Origin of the sequence: Pseudomonas putida (assembly GCF_001976065.1) — a bacterium.
GTDB lineage: Bacteria > Pseudomonadota > Gammaproteobacteria > Pseudomonadales > Pseudomonadaceae > Aquipseudomonas > Aquipseudomonas serbica.
This window is the reverse complement of record NZ_MNAH01000008.1, coordinates 64,905-81,606: the sequence shown is the minus strand read 5'-3', so window position 1 is coordinate 81,606 and position 16,702 is coordinate 64,905. Positions and strand designations below refer to the sequence as shown.

General features: G+C 59.6%; 15 protein-coding genes, 5 tRNA genes and 1 pseudogene. 7 read left to right on the top strand and 14 right to left on the bottom strand.

The genetic code is table 11. The features are described 5' to 3' along the window. Positions 1–44: 44 nt before the first annotated feature. The 4 genes from BKX96_RS24085 to BKX96_RS24070 form a co-directional block, all read right to left on the bottom strand. Positions 45–824, bottom strand: a complete 780-nt coding sequence (locus BKX96_RS24085; protein WP_034149978.1) for an ABC transporter permease — start codon at positions 822–824, stop codon at positions 45–47. Beyond that, a complete protein-coding gene (locus BKX96_RS24080; RefSeq protein ID WP_046817692.1) occupies positions 821–1,753 on the bottom strand; it encodes an ABC transporter ATP-binding protein in 933 nt (310 codons plus the stop codon). Before BKX96_RS24080 ends, BKX96_RS24085 begins: the two co-directional genes overlap by 4 nt. A 132-nt stretch (positions 1,754–1,885) precedes the next feature. Next, on the bottom strand, positions 1,886–2,509 hold the full coding sequence (locus tag BKX96_RS24075) for a glutathione S-transferase family protein (protein ID WP_077185633.1): 624 nt from the start codon (positions 2,507–2,509) through the stop codon (positions 1,886–1,888). Between the two features lie 43 nt (positions 2,510–2,552). After that, the gene (locus tag BKX96_RS24070; protein WP_077185632.1) at positions 2,553–3,212 is read right to left on the bottom strand and encodes a transglutaminase-like domain-containing protein; all 660 of its coding nucleotides are present in this window, start codon (positions 3,210–3,212) and stop codon (positions 2,553–2,555) included. A 263-nt stretch (positions 3,213–3,475) separates the two neighbouring features. On the opposite strand from BKX96_RS24070, the gene BKX96_RS24065 reads away from it, so the two are divergent. Beyond that, on the top strand, positions 3,476–5,923 hold the full coding sequence (locus tag BKX96_RS24065) for an acyl-CoA dehydrogenase (protein ID WP_077185631.1): 2,448 nt from the start codon (positions 3,476–3,478) through the stop codon (positions 5,921–5,923). An 81-nt stretch (positions 5,924–6,004) separates the two neighbouring features. After that, the gene (locus BKX96_RS24060) at positions 6,005–6,412 is read left to right on the top strand and encodes a PA2817 family protein (RefSeq protein WP_046817696.1); all 408 of its coding nucleotides are present in this window, start codon (positions 6,005–6,007) and stop codon (positions 6,410–6,412) included. A 59-nt stretch (positions 6,413–6,471) separates the two neighbouring features. Here BKX96_RS24060 and BKX96_RS24055 read toward each other — a convergent pair whose 3' ends face one another. Further along, the gene (locus BKX96_RS24055; RefSeq protein WP_077185630.1) at positions 6,472–7,470 is read right to left on the bottom strand and encodes a LysR family transcriptional regulator; all 999 of its coding nucleotides are present in this window, start codon (positions 7,468–7,470) and stop codon (positions 6,472–6,474) included. A 91-nt stretch (positions 7,471–7,561) separates the two neighbouring features. Here BKX96_RS24055 and BKX96_RS24050 point away from each other — a divergent pair, with 91 nt between their 5' ends. The 3 genes from BKX96_RS24050 to BKX96_RS24040 all read left to right on the top strand — a co-directional run bounded on the left by BKX96_RS24050 (position 7,562) and on the right by BKX96_RS24040 (position 9,690). Then, entirely contained in the window at positions 7,562–8,188 is a 627-nt protein-coding gene (locus BKX96_RS24050) for an alanyl-tRNA editing protein (protein WP_077185629.1), read from the top strand. A gap of 91 nt (positions 8,189–8,279) precedes the next feature. Continuing rightward, the gene (locus tag BKX96_RS24045; RefSeq protein ID WP_046817699.1) at positions 8,280–9,050 is read left to right on the top strand and encodes a 2OG-Fe(II) oxygenase; all 771 of its coding nucleotides are present in this window, start codon (positions 8,280–8,282) and stop codon (positions 9,048–9,050) included. Between the two features lies 1 nt (position 9,051). Next, positions 9,052–9,690, top strand: a complete 639-nt coding sequence (locus BKX96_RS24040; protein ID WP_077185628.1) for a LysE family translocator — start codon at positions 9,052–9,054, stop codon at positions 9,688–9,690. Positions 9,691–9,803: 113 nt separating this feature from the next. Here BKX96_RS24040 and BKX96_RS24035 read toward each other — a convergent pair. The 5 genes from BKX96_RS24035 to BKX96_RS24015 form a co-directional block, all read right to left on the bottom strand. Continuing rightward, positions 9,804–9,879: transfer RNA gene (locus BKX96_RS24035), tRNA-Gly, on the bottom strand. A gap of 77 nt (positions 9,880–9,956) precedes the next feature. Then, positions 9,957–10,032, bottom strand: a tRNA-Gly gene (locus BKX96_RS24030). Between the two features lie 3 nt (positions 10,033–10,035). Continuing rightward, a tRNA-Glu gene (locus BKX96_RS24025) sits at positions 10,036–10,111 on the bottom strand. A gap of 104 nt (positions 10,112–10,215) precedes the next feature. Further along, positions 10,216–10,291: transfer RNA gene (locus tag BKX96_RS24020), tRNA-Gly, on the bottom strand. A 2-nt stretch (positions 10,292–10,293) separates the two neighbouring features. Further along, positions 10,294–10,369, bottom strand: a tRNA-Glu gene (locus BKX96_RS24015). A 342-nt stretch (positions 10,370–10,711) separates the two neighbouring features. Here BKX96_RS24015 and BKX96_RS24010 point away from each other — a divergent pair. Beyond that, positions 10,712–11,470 carry a hypothetical protein gene (locus tag BKX96_RS24010; protein ID WP_046817701.1) on the top strand — a complete coding sequence of 253 codons (759 nt, stop codon included), beginning with the start codon at positions 10,712–10,714 and terminating at the stop codon, positions 11,468–11,470. Positions 11,471–11,614: 144 nt separating this feature from the next. Here BKX96_RS24010 and BKX96_RS33625 read toward each other — a convergent pair whose 3' ends face one another. From BKX96_RS33625 to BKX96_RS24000, 3 genes and pseudogenes are all read right to left on the bottom strand, one after another. Further along, complete coding sequence (locus tag BKX96_RS33625) at positions 11,615–12,319, bottom strand: methyl-accepting chemotaxis protein (RefSeq protein ID WP_410454549.1); 705 nt, start codon at positions 12,317–12,319, stop codon at positions 11,615–11,617. Positions 12,320–12,520: 201 nt separating this feature from the next. After that, a pseudogene (locus BKX96_RS33620) lies at positions 12,521–12,700 on the bottom strand (HAMP domain-containing protein); the annotation flags it as partial. A 1,010-nt stretch (positions 12,701–13,710) separates the two neighbouring features. Next, positions 13,711–14,472 carry an SDR family oxidoreductase gene (locus tag BKX96_RS24000; protein ID WP_077185625.1) on the bottom strand — a complete coding sequence of 254 codons (762 nt, stop codon included), beginning with the start codon at positions 14,470–14,472 and terminating at the stop codon, positions 13,711–13,713. Positions 14,473–14,707: 235 nt separating this feature from the next. Between BKX96_RS24000 and BKX96_RS23995 the strand changes: the two genes are divergently transcribed. Further along, the gene (locus BKX96_RS23995) at positions 14,708–15,712 is read left to right on the top strand and encodes an NADP-dependent oxidoreductase (protein WP_077185624.1); all 1,005 of its coding nucleotides are present in this window, start codon (positions 14,708–14,710) and stop codon (positions 15,710–15,712) included. Between the two features lie 99 nt (positions 15,713–15,811). Here BKX96_RS23995 and pyrF read toward each other — a convergent pair whose 3' ends face one another. Continuing rightward, a complete protein-coding gene (pyrF, locus tag BKX96_RS23990; RefSeq protein ID WP_179092171.1) occupies positions 15,812–16,510 on the bottom strand; it encodes an orotidine-5'-phosphate decarboxylase in 699 nt (232 codons plus the stop codon). Positions 16,511–16,702: the final 192 nt, after the last annotated feature.

Genomic DNA, 16,702 nt, shown 5'->3' with positions numbered 1-16,702 from the left:
AAACCATAGGTGGTCAGTAGATCGGGTACATCCGCGAGCAATGATCAGGTACGCATCCCCCGCCCACTCACCAGCAACCGCGCGCACCCGAGGTACAGGACCACGGTCGCCACCAGCATGAAGGTGATCGCAATGCTGATCCGAATATCCGACACCCCGAGAATGCCGTAACGGAAGGCATTGACCATGTGCAGGACCGGGTTGGCCAGGGACACGGTCTGCCAGAACGGCGGCAGCAACGAGATCGAGTAGAACACCCCGCCCAGGTAGGTCAAAGGCGTCAGCACAAAGGTCGGGATGATCGAGATGTCATCGAAGTTGCGCGCAAACACGGCGTTGATGAAGCCCAGCAGCGAGAAGATCGTGGCCGTCAGCACCACCACCAGAATGGTCACACCCAGGTGATGCACCTGCAAATCGGTGAAGAACAACGACAGCAGCGTCACGATGATCCCGACCATCAGGCCGCGCAGCACGCCACCCAGGGTGTAGCCGATCAGAATGGTGTGTGGCGACACCGGCGACACCATCAACTCTTCGATGGAGCGCTGGAACTTGCTGCCGAAGAAACTCGATACCACGTTGCCGTAGGAGTTGGTGATCACCGACATCATGATCAGGCCCGGCACGATGTACTCCATGTAAGTGAAGCCACCCATGTCGCCGATCTGGCGACCGATCAGGTTGCCGAAGATCACGAAGTACAGAACCATGGTGATCGCTGGCGGCAGCAGCGTCTGCGGCCAGATCCGGGTAAAGCGCCGGACCTCACGGTAAACGATGGTGTTGAGGGCAACGAGGTTGGGTTGCAGCTCGGAACTCATACCGCCACCTTCGACAGATTTTTCTCCACCAGGGACACGAACAACTCCTCGAGGCGATTGGTTTTGTTGCGCAGGCTCAGCACTTCGATGTTCTGCTGCGCCAGCTGAGTGAACAGCGCGGTGATGCCCATGCTTTTATCCACCTGGACTTCCAGGGTGTGACCATCGAGCAAGCGTGATGGATAACCCAGCAGCTGCGGCGGCGCGCTCAGATTGTTCTTCAAATCCAGCAGGAAGGTCTCGACATGCAGTTGGCCGAGCAACTGCTTCATGCTGGTGTTCTCGACGATCACCCCGTGGTCGATGATGCCGATGTTGCGGCACAACTGCTCGGCCTCCTCCAGATAATGCGTGGTGAGGATGATCGTGATGCCTTTCTTGTTCAGCTCGGTGAGGAAAGTCCACATCGAACGACGCAGTTCGATGTCCACGCCCGCAGTCGGTTCGTCGAGGATCAGCAGGCGCGGTTCGTGAACCAGCGCCCGGGCGATCATCAATCGACGCTTCATGCCGCCCGACAGCGAACGCGACGGCACATCGCGCTTGTCCCACAGCCCGAGCTGGGTCAGGTACTGTTCGGCGCGCGCTTTGGCGACTTTCGCCGGGATGCCGTAGTAACCGGCCTGGGTCACGACGATGTCGAAGGTCTTTTCGAACTGGTTGAAGTTGAATTCCTGGGGAACGACGCCGATGCAGCGCTTGAGCGCCGCCGGGTTCTTGTCCAGGTCGTGACCGAAGATATTCACTGTGCCGCTGGTCTTGTTCACCAGGGTCGACAGAATGCCAATGGTCGTGGATTTGCCGGCGCCGTTGGGGCCGAGCAAGGCGAAGAAGTCACCTTCGGCGACATCCAGATCGATACCACTCAAGGCCTGGAAACCGTTGCCGTAGGTTTTGGTTAGCTGCCGGATGGACAGAGCGGAACTCATATCGGATTACGCACCAAGAAGGGAAGAAAGGAACAGATATGGGCGGGCGGCAAGCAAAACAACCGCGGCGCATGGACGCAATGGTGCTTGTCGCCAGCCCACAAGTACAGTCAAGTGTGTCGATAGTGAGTATTAAGTCAACGCGGTCATGACTGCCTTGCGATACGCCGGGCGCTGTTTCAACCGCGCGTACCAGGCCTGCAGATGGGGATGCGGCGAACGCTCGATCGGCATCTCGAACCAGGCATAAATGAAACTGCCCAGGGGAATGTCGCCCATGCCGATCTCGTCACCGGACAGGTAGGGCTGAGTCGCCAGCGCCTGGTCAGCCATCGCCAGCAGCGCTTCGCACTCCTTGATCGCCGCCTTGATCGCGGACCAGTCCTGTTGATCGGCCGGGGTGCGCAAAACGCCCCAAAACACCGTACGGAATGGCCCGGCAAAACCGGACGTGGTCCAGTCCATCCATTTCTCGGCGCTGGCCCGCGCTTGCAAATCAGCCGGATACCACGGTGTATTCGGCGCATGCCTGGCCATCAGATAACGCACGATGGCGTTGGATTCCCACAACACGAATCCATCATCTTCAATTACCGGCACGCGACCATTGGGGTTCATGGCACGGTACTCAGGTGTATCGACGACACCAAAGGACCCGCCCGCATCGATGGCCTCATAGGCCAGGCCCAGTTCCTCGGCAGCCCACAATGGTTTCCTGACATTCGACGAGTTTTTCCGACCCCAGATCTTCAGCATGACCGCCTCTTTATGGATGAATGCGCAGGCAGCATACGCCGGATCAGGCGCGACTCAAATCGCTCTGCATGTCCCCCAGCAGCGCCGGCAGTTGGTCGCCGAACAAGTGCGGATAACACTTTTCAAGGTGTGCAAAGAAGAACCTTTCAGGCACGTCGGTAAACTGGCCGTGATCGATCATGTACTCCATCAATTTCTCGCCGTCGCGATTGAAGGGATGGAAAACGCTGTCGTTTATCCCGTCGAATTCCAGCGGCGCCACATTGAACAGGTCGCACAAGCCCTGGTTGAACGCCGGAGTGGCTTTGACCCAACGACCGTTCAGATAAAGCTCGGTGTAGCCGTGCATGGCGAATACGTCGCTCTTGAGCAATTCGAGTAGACGCGGGGTCGACAGATGATTGCGCACATCCGCCAGACCGATTCGCGCAGGTATCGCGCAATGCCGCGCGGCACCGGCCAGCAGCGTGGCTTTGGGCACGCAATAACTTTCCCCGGCCGCCAGTGCATAACTGCCGCACAGGGTCTGCGGATCGCGGCTGAAGGTATAGGGGTTGTAGCGCACCGCCTCGCGCACGGCGTAATAGAGTTGGATCGCCTGTTCGAGCGGGTCACGACTGGTACCGCGGTGTTTTTCCGCGAACTCCACCACCGACGGGTGGTCACTATCGATGAAGCGGCCGGGGCTCAGGTACTCGTGCATGCGGGCAATCTCCATGCTGGTAATGTCCAGGGCAAGCGTCCAGTCTAACGAGAGGTTCAGCACAGAGATAACGACGTATCGGCCAAACATGGGCGCTTTGCCGCCCGCTCAATGAACGATTTTTCACGGTCTGTCGCGCTTGAGGCCTACACAATCATCCAGGGTTTCCCACGATTCCGATCCCCTCGCTCTGACCACCCGGTTTTACGGATGCCGTCTAAGCTCTGTGGGTTGGTACGCCCTGGGTTCACGGAGGATTAAATATGCTGCTGTTGTGGATACTGGTTCTGGTTGTCGGGATAGCTTATTTGGCCCACCGTCGCATCGCGCCGCTGCCTGCCTTGGGCATCGTGGCTGTCTATCTGCTGGCAATGGGCGCGTTCAGTCGCGCACCGGGTTGGCTGCTGCTGATTTTCTGGGTGCTGACCGCCGCCGTGGCGGCGCCCCTGCTTTTGCCTGATCTGCGCCGTAAATTCTTCAGCGCACCGATGTTCAACTGGTTCCAGAAAACCCTGCCGCCGATGTCGGAAACCGAACGCGATGCTATCGAAGCCGGCACCGTGTGGTGGGACGGCGAGCTGTTCAGCGGTCGCCCGGACTGGAACAAACTGCTGTCCTATCCCAAGGTGCAGTTGAACGAAGAAGAACAGGCCTTCATCGACGGCCCGACCGAAGAACTCTGCGCCATGGTCAGTGATTGGCAGCTCGGTCAAACCATGGACTTGCCGGCCGAAGCCTGGGCTTACATCAAGGACCAGGGCTTCTTTGCCCTGATCATTCCCAAGGAGTTTGGCGGCAAGGGTTTCTCCGCCTATGCCCACTCGCAAGTGGCAATGAAACTGGCGAGTCACAGCGGTGACCTCGCCTCTACCGTGATGGTCCCGAACTCCCTCGGTCCGGCCGAACTGTTGCTGCATTACGGCACTGACGAACAGCGCAACCATTACCTGCCACGCCTGGCCCGTGGCGACGAAATTCCGTGTTTTGCCCTGACCGGTCCCTTGGCCGGTTCGGACGCCGGCGGCATGCCCGACACCGGCGTGATCTGCAAAGGCGAATGGGAAGGCAAGGAGACCATCGGCCTGCGCCTGAACTGGGAAAAGCGCTACATCACCCTGGGCCCGGTAGCCACCCTGCTCGGCCTGGCGTTCAAGGCATACGACCCGGATCACTTGCTGGGTGAGGAAGAGGACCTGGGTATCAGCCTGGCGCTGATTCCAACCGATCTCCCCGGCGTGGAAATCGGCCGTCGCCACCTGCCCCTGGGTGCGTCCTTCATGAACGGCCCGAACTCCGGCAAGGATGTGTTCGTGCCGCTGGAATTCCTGATCGGCGGCCAGGAAATGCTCGGCAAAGGCTGGATGATGCTGATGAATTGCCTGTCGGTGGGGCGTTCGATCTCCTTGCCGGCGGTGGGCACGGGCATGGCCAAGTTCACCAGCCTGGTGACAGGCCAATATGCGCAGGTTCGCGAGCAGTTCAACGTCCCGATTGCCGCTTTCGAAGGCATCCAGGAAGCCATGGCGCGCATCGGCGGCAACGCCTGGATGATGGACGCTGCGCGGATGCTGACCGCCAACGCGGTGGACCTCGGTGAGAAACCGTCGGTGCTGTCGGCGATTCTCAAGTATCACCTCACCGAGCGCGGCCGCGAGTGCATCAGCCAGGCGATGGATGTCCATGGTGGCAAGGCGATCATCGAAGGGCCGAACAACTACCTTGCTCGCAAATGGTGTGGCGCGCCGATCTTCATTACCGTGGAAGGCGCGAACATTCTTTCACGCAACCTGATGATCTTCGGCCAGGGTGCGATTCGCTGCCACCCCTTCGTGCTCAAGGAAATGGCCCTGGCCACTCGGGAGGACAAGGACCAGGCGCTCACCGAGTTCGATGACCTGCTGCTCAAGCACATCGGCTTTGCCGTGGGCAACGCCGCCAGCACGCTGGTGTTGAACCTGGGCTTCGGGCACCTGGAGCACGTGCCGGGCGACAGGCTCAGCCAGGGTTATTTCCGCGCGCTGAACCGTCAGGCTGCCGCATTCGCCCTGCTCGCCGACCTCAGCATGATGCTGCTCGGCGGCGAACTGAAACGGCGCGAACGCCTGTCGGCACGGCTGGGCGATGTGCTGAGCAACATGTACCTGGCCAGTGCCGCGCTCAAGCGCTACAACGACCTCGACTCGCCGGAGTACATGAAACCGCTGTTTACCTGGGCCATGGAGGAAAGCCTCGGGCACGGCGAGCGAGCCATGGACGAACTGCTGAACAACTTTCCGAACAAGGTGCTGGGTTGCCTGTTGCGGGTGATCGTGTTCCCGTTCGGCCGTCGCCACAAAGGGCCATCGGACAAACTCGGCGCCGAAGTTGCTGCGGTGATCGGCCGCGCCAAGGGCGATCCGGCCCTGGAAGAAGTGCTGTTGGGTTGCTACCGCCCGCAATCGCTCGAAGACCCTGTTGGTGTCCTGCAGCACACCTGCAATCTGCTGAACGCTGCGCAACCCTTGCGTAAGAAACTGCAGGTGGCGCTCAAGAGCGGCCAGGTCAAACCGGTCGCCGGGGAAAATGTCATCGATGCCGCCTTGGAGGCCGGCGTGTTGCAACCGGGAGAAGCCCAAACGCTGCGTGAGGCCCAGGCGTCGCGGCGAAAGGTGATCGATGTCGATGATTTCGATAAAGAGGAAATAGCGCTGACCGCTGGTAACGTGCGCTGATCCATCCAGCTCTCCATCATGGGAAAATGCGCGCGGGAGCTTTATACTCCCGCGCCCGTTTTGCTCTTGAGGACTTATCTCGTGTCCAACATCGTTGCCGATCATCTCGTTTTGCTCGACCACCTGCGCAGCATCCTGGTCGCCGTAGGTGAGGCCGAGCAGGTTCCCGAAGAAAGCCATGCCTTGTTCCTGGAGCGCTTCGACGAACTGCTGGCGTCACTGCCGATCGATCCGATCGAAAGCCAATACCTGGGCCAGGACATCCTGACGCAAGTCATTTCCCGTTATCCGCAAATCGCCCACCTGATTCCACGGGATCTGCTGTGGTATTTCGCCGGTGACTGCCTGCACTACCTGTCCGATGAAGAAATCGACCTGTACCAGGCACTGGAAGAGCGTCGCTACGAAGCCGAACAGAATGACGAACCCTTCGACTGGAACCAGGAAAAACAGCTGCTGGCATTGTCGAACCAGGACAGCAAGCACTGATCCGGATTGCATAATGAAAAAGGCCCGCATGGTTGAACAGGCGGGCCTTTTTCATACCCTCAAAACAAGCCTTCACTCTCGGGCAACTCATACTCCGATACTGGCGTACTCAGACCGCCAGATTTTCCTGGCTTGCCCAACGTCGGCTCCTTCTCCAGACACTCCACCAGGTAATCGATCAACACCCGTAGCTTGGGCGGCAGGTATCGGGTTGGCGAGTACAGCAACCAGGCGCCTCCGTGGTAGGACGCGAGAAACGTCCAGTCCGGCAGCACTTGCACCATCAAGCCCTTCTCCAAGGCACGGCGCGCCGTGAAATACGGCAGGCTGCCTATGCCGATGTGCTGCAACACCGCGCCAAAACGTACACCCGTGTGATTGGCGGCATATCGCCCACGCACACCGACCGTTACGGTTTTGCTGCCTTTCTTGAACTTCCAGCGCGCATCGCTCGGGGTTTCGCCCAGGTAAATGCAACTGTGGTTGAGCAAGTCATGGGGGTGAGTCGGCGTGCCGTGCTCGGCCAGATATTGGGGTGTGGCGCAGAGCAGATGGTCGATGCTCAGCAACTGTCGCCCCACCAACCCCGCTGGCGGCCGGTCGGTGATGCGAATCGCCAGGTCAACGTGATCGTCGATCAGGTCCACCTGACGATCCTCGAGCAACAGCTCCACATCCACCTTGGGATAACGGCGCAAGAACTCCGGTATATGCGGGTGAATCACGATTCGGCCCACTGCCTTCGGGACGCTGATGCGCACCACTCCCTCGGGCTCATCAGTGAACTGGCCACTGATTTCCATGACGGATCGGGCGGCGTTGAGCATCTCCTGGCAGCGCTTGAAGACCTCCTCGCCACCGTCGCTCAAACGTAACTTGCGCGTGGTCCGCTGCAGCAAACGGGTGGCCAGGGCCTTCTCCAGTCGCGAGATGCTGCGACTCACAGCCGAGGGTGAAGAGCCCAACTGGCGAGCGGCTTCGGAGAAGCTGCCGGTTTCGACGACCTTGACGAAAATTGCCATTTCACCCAGCAACGGCAGTGGAAGATTTATGCTCACAACGCAACAGTCCTTTGATGTTTGAACGGATTATCACGCTAATCCACGCTTCATATAATAAAAAATAGAAATTTGAATACGAGCATGGAATATGACGCTTCGCCTCTTTTTCCATAGTGATGACCTCAAGGCCAATGTGGAAGTCCTGGACTGCGCACCCCACGAGAACGAATTCGCCGTGGTGCTGCGTGCAACCTTGTTTCACCCTCAAGGCGGCGGACAACCTTGTGATACTGGCTGGATCGGCGACAGCCAGGTACTTCGCGTACTCCAGGATCCTGAGCGGATCGTCCATTTCGTCGATAAGCCGGTCAACCCTGGCATGACCCGAATCCAGGTCGACGCGCAACGCCGCCAGTTCAATACGCGCATGCATTCGGCCGGCCACCTGATTGGCCATTTCGTCCAGGCCATGGGCTGGATGCCGATCAAGGCGCATCACTGGCCCGGCGAAGGGCGCGTGCAATTCAAACCGGCAGAATCGGCCCAGGACGTAGACGCCGAGACCATTCAATACGGCCTTGAACAGTGGATCGCCCATGATCTGCCGCGCCTGACCTCGCTGCGCGAAGGCGCCCGGGAAATCGGTTTCGGTGAACTGCCCGCCTATGGCTGTGGCGGCACCCATGTACGTAGCCTGAAGGATCTGGGCACGGTCACGATCTCGTCCCTTTCGCACAAGAAAGGCACGTTGTCCGTCCACTACCACGTGGACTGAGCCTTTGGGCGATGGCGCTCCCGTCATCGCCATCGCCAGCCAGGCCTGCATCCGCAAGCTTGGCTGACTCTCCGATAGAGGGACCTGAACCATGATGCTTGATGTCGAGCGTCTCGATGAGGCGTGCATAAAAAAACTGGCCAACGAAGAAGTACTCGCCATCCGGATCAAGAGCTGGCTGCCTCCGGCGCTGGCAATCGAGATTGGCGAAAAGATCCTCGCGCCGGGATTTGAAGGCTATATCAACGCGCCGAGCATCGGTCGCATCGGCATGGCGTTCTACGAAACGGAAAATCGGCCACTGCTGATCGAGGATTACTTCGAGCGCGCCACCCGCAACATCGCGCAGTTGCGCAATCGTTGTGCACCCTACGCGTCCCCGGTCGACACCCTGCGCTGCATCTTCGACGAGTCCTGGCCAGCCGGCGCGCACCTGGAAAGCCTCTACGGCCGCAAGATGTATGTCGGGTTGTCGCGGGTAGTCGAACCCGACGTGTGCTTTCTCGCCCATCACGACATTTTCGCCAAGGACGCCCCGGACAGTTTCCAGGCCAGGAGCCTGGCAGCGCAGTTCGCCTGCAACCTCTACCTGAACATGCCCGCCGAGGGCGGCGCGCTGCAGGTATGGAACCACGACATCACCCCCGAGCAGTTTGATGACATGCGTGGCGATAGCTACGGCATCGATCCGTCCCTGCTGGGCAAGCCGAGCCTGGAGATTCTTCCCGGGCCGGGGGATTTCATCATGTTCAACTCACGTCGCATGCACTCGGTAACACCGGGCTCAGTCGATCCTCGCTTGAGCCTTTCATTCTTTGTCGGCTACCGCGGCAATGCTTCCCCCCTGACTTTCTGGAGTTGAGATGCTTTCCAATTACCTGGGCGAGTTTTTGGCACTGGCAACGATTCACTTTTTGGCCGTGGTCGCCCCCGGCCCGGACTTCGCGGTCACCATCCGCCAAAGCGTGCGCTTCGGCCGAGTGGTCGGCATCTGCACGGCACTGGGCATTGGTGCGGGGATTTCCGTGCACGTGCTCTACACCCTGCTCGGCGTCGGTGCGCTGATGCATACCACTCCCTGGCTGTTGACGGCGGCCAAGGTCGTGGGGGGTGCCTACATTTTTTACCTGGGCGTGAGCCTGGTGCGCAGCCGGCCGAAATCCGTCCTGGAAGGCGAAGAACCGACGGACAGGCCACTCGTCGAGCAAACACTGCTCAAGGCTTTTACTACAGGCTTTCTGACCAATGCCACCAACCCCAAGGCCACGCTGTTTTTCCTGGCAATCTTCACCACGATCATCAGCACCACCACACCGCTGAAAATTCAGGCGCTATACGGTGTCTGGATGTGCCTGGTGAATGCCCTGTGGTTTGTAGTCGTCGCCTTGTTCTTTTCCAGCAGCAGGGTGAGGTTGCTGTTCCTGCGCCTGGGGCACTGGTTCGAACGCAGCATGGGGGTGATCCTGATCCTGTTCGCGGGGCGGTTGATCCTGTCGATGTGATACGACGCGCACATAGAAGGCCCGTGCAGACTGACTGGCGGGCTTTTTTTGCGAGGAGCATAAATCGCACGCAAACAAAAACGCCGCTCAATGAGCGGCGTTTTTGTTAAATATGGAGCGGGAAACGAGACTCGAACTCGCGACCCCGACCTTGGCAAGGTCGTGCTCTACCAACTGAGCTATTCCCGCAAAAAGCATCCCCTGAGGGACTCTAACATCTGTTACAAACAAAAACGCCACTCGTTGAGCGGCGTTTTCGTCAAATATGGAGCGGGAAACGAGACTCGAACTCGCGACCCCGACCTTGGCAAGGTCGTGCTCTACCAACTGAGCTATTCCCGCAAATGGCGTCCCCTAGGGGACTCGAACCCCTGTTACCGCCGTGAAAGGGCGGTGTCCTAGGCCACTAGACGAAGGGGACACGCTGCCCGGAACACATGGTGTGTGTTTCGGTGTCCAGATCCGCATCCGAAGACTTGGTTCTGGTTTCACTCAGCCCTGCCCGAGAGCAAGACTGTTTAAAAATGGAGCGGGAAACGAGACTCGAACTCGCGACCCCGACCTTGGCAAGGTCGTGCTCTACCAACTGAGCTATTCCCGCATTGGCGTCCCCTAGGGGACTCGAACCCCTGTTACCGCCGTGAAAGGGCGGTGTCCTAGGCCACTAGACGAAGGGGACACACTACAACATTCACTGCCTGCTTCGTTTCGCTGTGTGCTTTACGCTGCAAGTGGCGCGCATTCTATGGATGGATTGAGAGGTCGTCAACCCCCTGTTATAAATTTATTTAAATCAATGACTTCGGTCTGCTTTTCAGCCCCCTTTCGGCTTTTCCGTCGCCTGGGGTCTGGCGCCTATATTCTGACACTCACCAAGACGTTATAGTCGACGCCATGAGTGATGGCAATATGCTCCAGAGTGCCAGCATTTATATAAGCGGGCGGCGGCCGATAAAAACCAGGCCTGGCCACTTCACTCGAATGCAAACCCTATAAAGAGGTCTTACCGGTGACACCACTCATGATCACCCTGCTCGTCGTAGCCGGGATTGCACTCTTGATTGCCATTGGCTACATCAACCATGTGGTGGAAAACAATAAGCTGGAAAGGGCCCGTACCAAGGTTGAACTCAATGACCGCCTGCGTCGTTGTGGTGAGATCACCGAGACGTTTCCCGGCCAGTTGATGACGCCAGCGCTAAAACTGCTGCTGACCCGCCTGGAGCTGAACGTTTGCCAACGCTTGTTGAACCTGGAAAAAACCAGCGCCAACCTCAAGGCCCGGATCGCCGAACTGGAGGCCCTGGCTGCCCAGGGCGAATCGATACCGGTCAACAACCCGCCGGCACCGATCCAGACTGAGGCCAAGGCCAAGGACGTGCGTTTTCTTCTAGAAGCCCTGCACGGCCAAATCACCCGCGCGGCACAGGATGGCTTCTTGCCTCCCAACGAAGCCAAGGGCTGGATCCGTGAAGTGCGCCACATCCTTGTGCTGCTGCACATCGAGTTTTTCAACAACCTCGGCCAGCACTCCCTGCAGCAGAACCAGCCGGGCCAGGCACGGCTGGCATTCGAGCGCGGCGTGCAGTACCTGCGCAAGCAGCAGGACCCCCAGGTCTACGCCGAACAACTGCAATACCTGGAAAAGCTCCTGGCCCGCGCCAACGACCAGGTCATGGACCGTATCGCTCCGGTGGAAGGTGACGTCAACCAATTGACCGAAGGCCTCAAGGACGTCGAGGCGGATGCGGACTGGAAGAAGAAAGTGATTTACGACTGATCACCGCTTGCAGGAGCCGGCTTGCCGGCGAAGGCGCCCTCCAGTTATGCATCGAACTTGAGGCCGTCTTCGCTGCGATGCGGTGACCCGACAAGCCAGCGCCTACAGAAGAGCCTGCGTACACCGATTTGTTTCGGGCACGGCTCAAAGCCTGAAATGCCCCACCATCCCCTTCAACTCGACCCCCAACTGCGCCAGCTCGATACTGGACGCCGCATTGCCCTGCATCGCCAGCGAAGACTGGTCCGCACTCGCACGAATACTGGTAACACTGCGATTGATTTCCTCGGCCACCGAACTCTGCTCTTCGGCAGCCGCCGCGATCTGCTGGTTCATCTGCTGAATCAAGGACACCGCCGCCGCAATGCTCCCCAGCGCACTCTCAGTCTGCAGTGCATCGCTGACGGCCAGCTTCACCAACTCGCCGCTGCTCTGGATCTGCTGCACGGACGCCTGGGCCGCCGAGCGCAAGGCGCTGACCAGTCGCTCGATCTCCTCGGTTGATTGCTGGGTCCGCTTGGCCAGGGCCCGCACTTCATCGGCTACCACCGCGAACCCCCTGCCCTGCTCGCCGGCCCGTGCCGCCTCGATGGCCGCGTTGAGTGCCAACAGGTTGGTCTGCTCCGCCACGCTCTTGATCACGCCGAGCACCGTGCCGATGTTGTGGATTTCCGCACTCAGGCTTTCGATGCTTGAACTGGCCGACGTGGCGGAATCCGCCAGTTGTTCGATCCGCACCATGCTCTGGCGCACCACCTGTTGCCCACTTTCCACCTTGCCGTCCGCCGTTTGCGCTGCCTGGGCGGCTTCCTCGGCATTACGCGCGACGTCGTGCACGGTGGCGGTCATCTGGTTCATGGCCGTCGCCACCTGCTCGGTTTCTTCCTTCTGGCTGCTCACTTCGAGGTTGGTCTGTTCGGTCACGGCGGACAAGGATTGCGCGGAAGTCGCCAACTGCTCGATACCGGCCTGCAAACCGCTGACGATCTGGCTCAGTCCTTCACCCATCTGCTGCATGGCCTGCATCAACTGGCCAATCTCGTCACGACGGTTCACTTCAACCTTCGCGCTCAGGTCTCCCGCAGCGATCTGCTGCGCCACACGAATCACACTGCGCAACGGCGCCACGATCAAGCGGGTAATGACCCACGCCGCAATCAGGCCGACCAGCAAGGCCAGTGCGGAGGAGCCGAGTATCAGCAACGAGTTCTTTTTCAGCTCCGCTTGCATCGACTGGTCTTCGGCGACGTAGGCTTGATCCACCCGCTCCACCACCTGGGCAGCGCGTTGGTGCAATTGCTGGTAAACGGTTTTTTCCTGTTCCAGCAGGCCGGTGTACTCGGCGAGTTTGTCGTTGAAACTGGCGATATGGCCGGTGACTTCATTGAGGACCGTCTGGTAGCCCTCATCCTTGACCGTGGTCTTGAGTCGTTCGGCCTGGGTCAGCGCCTGGCTGGCCTGCTCGATCTTGCCCTGTGCGCTGTCGTCGCCCTTGCGGCTCTGGTCCAGGCGCACACGTGCTTCGTTCATCGCTTGCAGCATCAAGCGCGACACCTGGCTGACCTGACTGGCTTGCTCGATGAATTGTGCTCCGTCCTTGCCTTCGGAATCCTTCAGCGTATAAGCACCGTCATCGGCGAGCCCGGCTTGCAGGACGTCGAGGTTGTTGGCCACGCTGGACACCGACCAGCTGGCCATTTCCAGCGCCAGGTCCTTGGCCTGGCTGAGCGAGACAAACTCGTCAAACGCCTTGCGGTAAGCCCCCAGGGACTGCTCGACGTCATTCATGACCGGCACGTTGGTCGCCGACGCCGCCTTGAGCTGGTTTGCCAGGTCGACCAGGCCATCAACCCCTGCGTGCAAGGCATCGGCGGTTTTCGCGCTGCCGTGCAAGGCATACTCCTGTTCCAGCAGCCGTACCTTGAGCAAGCCGCTGTTGAGCGAAGACATCTGCTTGAGTCCGTCGAAGCGCTGGCTGATGGTCTGCAGCGACCATACCCCGATGGCCGCCACCAGGGCCGTCAGCAATAGCACCAGCACAAACCCGACACCCAGTTTTTTTGCCATACCGAGGTTGGCAAAACGTCCTTGCACGGCCGATATCATTGCACTCAGTCCCCCGCCATTATCAGTAGCGGCAGATTCGCAACGGGTTTGTAGCAACACAAGTCTCTGGCGTCGGAATAATGGCAAAAAGCTACGTCCACGTCGTTTTCAGAACGCTGGAGGTCGATCCGCTATCAAAACGCCGTCACCCCGCCATCCACGGCCAGTGAGTGCCCCGTGGTGAACGCCGCGCCATCACTGCACAAGTACAGCACCGCGCTGGCGATTTCCTCGACCTTGCCGATGCGACCCACCGGGTGCATGGCATTGGCGAACTCGCCCTTCTTCGGGTCTGCTTCGTAGGCACGGCGGAACATGTCGGTGTCGATCACCGCCGGGCACACCGCGTTGACGCGAATTTTTTTCTTGGCGTATTCGATCGCCGCCGATTTGGTCAGGCCGATGACCGCATGCTTGGAAGCCGCGTAGATGCTCATCTTCGGTGCAGCCCCGAGACCGGCCACTGAAGCCGTGTTGACGATTGCACCGCCACCCTGGGCCAGCAACAAAGGCAGCTGGTACTTCATGCACAACCAGACACCTTTGACATTGACGCCCATGATCGCGTCAAACTCCTCGACCGTACCTTCGGCCAGCTTGCCCTTCTCGATCTCGATCCCGGCATTGTTGAAGGCATAGTCGAGACGGCCGTAGATATTGACCACTTCATCCATCAGATTTTTTACATCGCTTTCCAGCGTAACGTTGCAACGCACGAACGTCGCTTCGCCGCCTGCCGTACGGATCAGCGCTACCGTGCCTTCGCCCCCCGCCGTGTCCATGTCGGCAACCACCACCTTCAAGCCTTCGGCGGCAAATGCCTGGGCAGTGGCCCGGCCGATACCGGCTGCCGCGCCTGTCACTACTGCCACCTGGCCGGAAAACGTCATGCTCATTGTTCTGTCCTCGAAGAGAAGTTGGCGTCGGATTACGTTTTCCCAGCATAGCCACAGCCCCCGCAGCCAGGCAGCACTATCAAAAGGCCGGTTGAACCCCCATGCGTTGCAGTGATGGAACTACCGTACCAACTATCACTGCACTGGATCGGGCTGTATTCGCCGGATCAGCCGAACTTGCGGCATCGACCCTGAGGGTCTATCAACAAGGCTTCATTCATCCTGAGTGCCTGCCATGACGTCCCAGACCAATCGCCAATTTCTCCTCGCCAAACGCCCAGTGGGTGCCGCGACCCGGGAAACCTTCACCTATCAGGAAGTACCGCTGGGCGAGCCGGCTGCAGGCCAGATCCTGGTCAAGAACGAATACCTGTCCCTGGACCCCGCCATGCGCGGCTGGATGAACGAAGGCAAGTCCTACATCCCGCCGGTCGGTCTTGGCGAAGTGATGCGTGCGTTGGGCGTGGGCAAGGTCGTGGCCTCGAACAACCCCGGGTTTGCGGTGGGCGACTACGTCAATGGCGCCCTCGGCGTGCAGGATTATTTCCTCGGCGAGCCGCGCGGGTTCTATAAGGTCGATCCGAAACTGGCACCCCTGCCGCGTTATTTGTCCGCGCTGGGCATGACCGGCATGACCGCCTACTTCGCGCTGCTCGACGTGGGCGCCCCCAAGGCTGGCGATACCGTCGTCCTGTCGGGCGCTGCGGGGGCGGTAGGCAGCATTGCCGGGCAGATTGCCAAGATCAAGGGGTGCCGGGTAGTCGGCATCGCCGGGGGCGCGGACAAGTGCCGGTTCCTCATCGATGAACTGGGTTTTGACGGCGTGATCGACTACAAGAATGAGGATGTGGTTGCCGGCCTCAAGCGCGAATGCCCGAAAGGCGTCGATGTGTATTTCGATAATGTCGGCGGCGATATCCTCGACGCGGTATTGAGTCGCCTGAACATGAAAGCCCGGGTGGTGATCTGTGGCGCCATCAGCCAGTACAACAACAAGGAAGCGGTGAAAGGCCCGGCCAACTACCTGTCGCTGCTGGTCAACCGCGCACGCATGGAAGGTTTTGTGGTGATGGACTACGCCGCCCAGTTCGCCGCCGCCGGGCAGGAAATGGCCGGCTGGATGGCCAAGGGGCAGCTCAAGAGCAAGGAAGATATTGTGGAAGGACTGGAGACGTTCCCGGAGACGCTGATGAAGTTGTTCAGCGGGGAGAATTTCGGCAAGTTGGTTCTGAAAGTCTGACGCTGTCTGTAGGCGCTGGCTTGCCAGCGATGCAGGCACCGCGGTCATTCAGGTGAACCGCGGTGACACGATCGCTGGCAAGCCGGCTCCTATCAGTAATCAGGCCAGCTCAGCCACTACCGAAGCCAACGCCTTGGCCGGATCCGCCGCCTGGCTGATCGGACGGCCGATTACCAGGTAGTCGGAACCGGCGTCCAGTGCCTGGCGCGGGGTCAGGATGCGGCGTTGATCGTCCTGGGCGCTGCCCGCCGGACGAATACCCGGGGTCACCAGCTGCAGCGACGGGTGCGCGGCTTTCAACGCCTGGGCTTCCAGGGCCGAGCACACCAGGCCATCCAATCCGGCTTTTTCCGCCAGTGCAGCCAGGCGCAGGACCTGCTCCTGCGGCTCGATGTCCAGACCAATACCGGCCAGGTCTTCACGCTCCATGCTGGTCAACACCGTCACGCCGATCAGCAGCGGTTTTGGCCCGCTGCGCTGGTCCAGCACTTCACGGCAGGCAGCCATCATGCGCAGGCCACCGGAGCAGTGAACGTTGACCATCCACACGCCCATTTCCGCAGCCGCCTTCACCGCCATGGCCGTGGTGTTGGGGATGTCGTGGAACTTGAGGTCGAGGAACACTTCGAAACCCTTGTCACGCAGGGTGCCGACGATTTCCGAAGCGCAGCTGGTAAACAGCTCTTTACCGACTTTGACCCGGCACAATTTCGGGTCCAACTGATCGGCCAGCTTCAGTGCGGCGTCACGGGTAGGGAAATCCAGGGCGACGATGATAGGAGTCTGGCAGGCGGACATGAGTGGGCTCTCAGGCAAGTCGAAATCGGCGCGCATTGTAGCGGAACCAACGGCCCTGCGGGACCCGATGATCGGTAAATCGTCGAGAACGCTCAGGCAAGACTAGCCTCTGCGGCAATTGTGTCGAGTTCGGTACAGTCACGACACGCCTTCAACATCCTTGCCCGCTACCCTCTGCAACCGCAATTCGTC